Origin of the sequence: Glutamicibacter sp. BW78 (genome assembly GCF_002332245.1) — a bacterium.
GTDB classification, from domain to species: Bacteria; Actinomycetota; Actinomycetes; order Actinomycetales; family Micrococcaceae; genus Arthrobacter_H; species Arthrobacter_H rhombi_A.
In genome coordinates, this window is sequence record NZ_NRGU01000005.1 from 1 (window position 1) to 4,467 (window position 4,467).

Genomic DNA, 4,467 nt, shown 5'->3' on the forward strand with positions numbered 1-4,467 from the left:
CAATAACTTGACGACCGCAGATCGCGGCCGCCTGTGCAATGGCTGTGGCGGCGTCTTGGAGCTGTTCGTGGGTCACTGTGCCGACGATCTCGGGGGAGAGCGTCTGGTGTTCGTCGGCGAGCGCTTGGGTGGTTTGGGCGAGGTTGGTGAGGGCGCGGTGGATGTAGTGGGCGTTGAGGGTTGGTTCGTTGGGGGTGGGGGTGGTTCCGCGGTTGGTGCGGATGCGGGTTTTGCTGAGGGTTTTGGTGGTGGTTTCTAGGACTTCGGTGAGGGCGTAGTGGACGGCTGTGTATTTGTGTGTGGGCATGGTTGGTGGCCTTCCTGGGTTGTCGGTGCCGGGAGAACGGTGTTTGGACGTAGTTCTGTGGGGTGCGGCCCGCGTGTCAGGATTATTTGGGGGGAGTGTGGCGTAGCAAGTTGATGTAGCGACCACGGTCTGTAGTACCTACGTTCGGCTCGACTTTGGGTTGGCTAGTAGTCGCTGGCGAGTTCTGATTCGTAGAGAGCTTTTGCGCTTTGTGCTTCACGGATGGCGTCGCGGACGCGGGTTTTGGTGATGTCCAGTACTCGTAGGGTGTTGCTTGTTTCTGCCACGGACTCGATACGCCGGAAGTTGTCAGGGAATCGTTCGGCAAAGTCAGCCAGGCCGCGAAGCTTGGGTAGGGCGTCTGAGAGGTGGTGGCCGTGTGGGTCGACTAGGTCAACGGCGGTCTGTCCGTCATGTTTTGTGCCGAAGAAGATGAAGTCGGGGCGCATGGCTCGCCATTCTCCGAGTTCGTCTTTGTAGGCGACGGCGAGGGATTCCTTAACAGCGCGTTCGGGGTTGCGGTACCAGCCTTTGAACCCGTGCTGTTTGGCTTCGGAGTCCAGTACCTTGCGTTCCCATTCGTTGAGCGTGATTGGAACGGTGCCGTCCTTGGCTGACATGAGATGCATAGTGCGGGTTGGCAGGGTGTCTTCGGTACCGTCGGGGTGGCGGACCTTGGTGTCGGCCTGCGCGGTCTTGGGGACGGTGAGGCTGATCGGTTCGGGTGTGGTCGACATTGCTTCTAGCCCGTCGTATTCGGACTGGCGCTCATCAGAGAGGCTCTTGCGGGCGACCCGTGTTTCCGTGAGCCATTGCCGGGCTAATTCGTCGGCCTCGTCTTCGATGGCCTGCGCGATCTCGGGAACGCGGCCCAGGGAGGAGATGAGGATGTGCGCGTCCAGTAATTCGTCTTCCCCTCCGTCCTGGCCCACAAGGTGGTCGACGTAGGAAGCACATAGTGAGGGGCTGAGAACGCGGGTGGCTGAACGGTAGTAGTCCTCGATGGCTCGTGGGTCGGCGCTGACCGAGAATGCCTTGTATGAGAGTCCGCTGCCGATTCTGGCTCGTACTTCCTCGCCTTCCATCGTGAGTACGTCCTTGCGGGCCTTTTCGACCTTGTCCTTATGCTGCACGGTTCGGCCGTTGAGGACAGCATGCAGATGCTTATGGGCCTTTTCCACGGCTTCATCCACTAGTCCGTCCTTGGAGAGCGCGGTGGCCAGGGCCGTCAGCCGGCGGACCGGTTTGACGTGCTTTTTCGGGATGCTCATTGTGGGCGTGGTTGCCAGGGCTTCCCATACTGTCTGTTCAATTGCCGGGTTGGGCAGGAGGGGGATGGGATCGAAGAGGACCCGGCGGCCCTCACCGCCACCTGCGTCGTCGCCGTCATCGCTGTCTTTGGTGGTCGCGCCCTTCATCAACAGCTGCGCCACACCGGTGGCGGTCTTGCGGTCGAAGAGGGGGAGGAGGCAGTCCACGGAGTTCAGCAGTTCGTTTCCAGGGATCCGCCGTGCCAGGGGTGCACGCATCATGCGGCCGAGTAGCTGGGTGATGTGTGTGCGGTCCTTGGCTGGACGGAAGGAGACGAGTACCTCGGCCCGGGGGCAGTCCCAGCCGGTGGAAATGGCACTCTTCGCCAACAGCACCCGCACATAGGTGGCGTCCTGTACTCGTTGTGGGGCGATGTAGTGAACGACCTGTTGCCCGATTGTCAGGTCCGTGTGTTCGCCGAAGACGTTGGCCACGGCATCATCGTCCAATTCCGGCCACGCCTCATGGATGGTGTCGAGTGTGCGGACCAGAGTCTCCTTTGAGGGTTTATCCCCGACCTGGACGACCAGTAGCGGCTGCACGGCCTCGGTCTCGCCCTGGGCGATGGCATAGTCCTGCCACTCAACGGAAGAGGCCTTGATCTTCTCCACGGCCTTAGTCAGCAGGACCGTGTCGAATTCACCGTCTTCAGCCGGGATGGACAAGGTGATGTCATCCTTCAACAGTCCCGATGCCTGCACGAGCGCGGGGTCGACCGTGACCGAGGGCAACGCGTCGCGGCCCTTGACGTTCTTCATGGCCGTCTCAAAGCGTTCAACCGTGGCTGAGATACCGAACACGACCGGCATGGCAGGGACCCTGCCGTGTCCGTTGATGAGTCGCTGAACGATGGTGTCCCGGTCTTTCACCTTTGTCCCCATACCCCTGTGTGCCTCATCGAGGATGAGGTAGAGCATGAGATCCGGGTTGTCGATCGTATTGGAGATCGTGTCGTAGATCGTGGACTGCGCGTCATCCGGACGAGGCTTGGCATCGAACAGGCCTGGACTATCTTCGCCGGGAACGGGGGCGCCTCTGACCAGTCTCGAGTTCTTGCTGAGCTTCTGGGTATTCAGGAAATAGACGTTGCGCGGTCGGAACGTTGTGTCAATGAAGTCTGATGAAACTGTCTGGAGCCGAAAATCCAGTTCGCTTGCTGCCGCTCTGACCCGCGCACGCGACTGTTCGTTCAGCGATGGGTCGTCGGAGAACCAAAGAACGACTGCGCCTGGATCCGGTTCGAAGTCGAACTCGTCATTACCGACGAAGAGCGCCTCAATCACAGCGGCAGCCATCACTGTCTTGCCCGNNGACCCGGTCCCGGCAGTCAGCGAGAACTGCGACAGCGCAGTGTGGCGGTGGAATGAATCGCGTGCACGGTCGAGGTTCCTCAGGACATCTCGGACTGCTTCTGCCTGGTAGTCCTTGAGCGTATAGCGCATCTACAGGCCTCGTCCCGTGTTGATCTGGAAATTCTGTAGGTAGGACTCGTAGAGCCGGACCGCGGTGACCGTGCCGGGCAACTCACGACAGACCATCTGGAAGGCACTATCGTCGTCGGTGACGATGAAGGCGAGTTCAACGCCCACGGTCTGTTTCAGGCTGGCGATGAACGCATCGATCTGATCCAGGTTCTCTAGTACGGCGTATGCCTCGGCTACGTCCCAGCCCTCGGTTCCCAGGTCGGTGATGATCCGGCCACGCGAGCCTGCACGCATCCACAGCATCGACGCGATCCGCTTGAACGCACGGTTGTGCCGTACGGACAGGGGTGCTTCGTATGTCAGGGTGAAATATGCGGCGTTCTCTTCGAAACCCTCAGCCATGGGGAACTCATCAGTGAACCTGTAGTTGCCTTTGATGGAGTCGCCCTGCGGGGTCTCTCCGGTGAGGGCGGCTGTGATGCGAGGTTTGGTGACGTAATCGCAAATACCCAAAGCCTCCCAGTCAGAGTCACCGGGACGCAGGCCCTGCTTACGTAGACGGGACTGCTCCTCAGCGGACACTTCGTTGTTCGTTACTGAAATACACTGACGGTGACCACCATCCTGCTTATTCAGCCGCATCACAGCGTGTGTGGTTGTACCCGAGCCCGAGAAGAAGTCCAATACGACGGCATTGGGCTTAGGAGCGACGAAAAAGCGCAGTGCGTCTTCGACTGCGTAAAGCGACTTCGGGAAAGGGAAATTTTGCCGTGGGAGTAGGGCCGAAACCATCGAACTGCCGTACAGTCCGGCGTCATGTGCACCCGTCGTCCACACAGAACGCGGAGCTGTCAGACGGACTACGCCCTCCTTGTGTTTGAGGATAAGCGCGCCACGCTCGTCCTTGCCGAGCACTTCAATTTCGCCCGCAGATATACGCTTTTTCTCCGCGGTTCGCAGGTAATTCATCGTGTGACGTGTACCTGTCGACTTCACGCGGGCAGTTCCTTCGGCAAGAGCTGCTCGGAGGGCACTGGGGCCAAGCTGCCATGTATTCTCGTCCCCGTTAGGGCGTATGGGCCATAGAGCTATCAGTTCAGGCGAGGGAGCCTCGATCGCATGTCTGTCGGTGGCTAACGATATCGAGTCACCGACAGAATGAATTCGCCCTGCGGGGTCGATCCAGACTGGGTAGAAAAGGTTGGGTCTGGCCCTTCGCGCGCTGTTTGATCCCGTGCGCATCAACGAGAACCAGATTGGCGGATTTTTGGTCGTTAGTGTGGCATCTGAAGAACTCAGCGGCGCCGGAACAATACCGGAGGAATCGCCGATCAGAACGTAGTAGATGTACTCCTCGCTCCGAGTGAAGGCCCCTGGACGTGCGACACCGGCTCTCGGATTGATGACATCGGTCACCATTTGAAT

At 59.6% G+C, this 4,467-nt stretch carries 3 protein-coding genes; all 3 read right to left on the reverse strand.

What is annotated here, in order from left to right; translation table 11 throughout:
* A partial coding sequence (locus CIK75_RS00075) for a hypothetical protein (protein WP_143413229.1) occupies positions 1-307 on the reverse strand: 307 nt, incomplete at its 3' end.
* 164 nt (positions 308-471) lie between these two features.
* Positions 472-3,060 carry a DEAD/DEAH box helicase family protein gene (locus CIK75_RS00080; RefSeq protein ID WP_096222933.1) on the reverse strand — a complete coding sequence of 863 codons (2,589 nt, stop codon included), beginning with the start codon at positions 3,058-3,060 and terminating at the stop codon, positions 472-474.
* On the reverse strand, positions 3,061-4,467 hold a 1,407-nt coding region (locus CIK75_RS00085), incomplete at its 5' end, for a DNA methyltransferase (protein ID WP_096222934.1). It lies immediately after the preceding gene.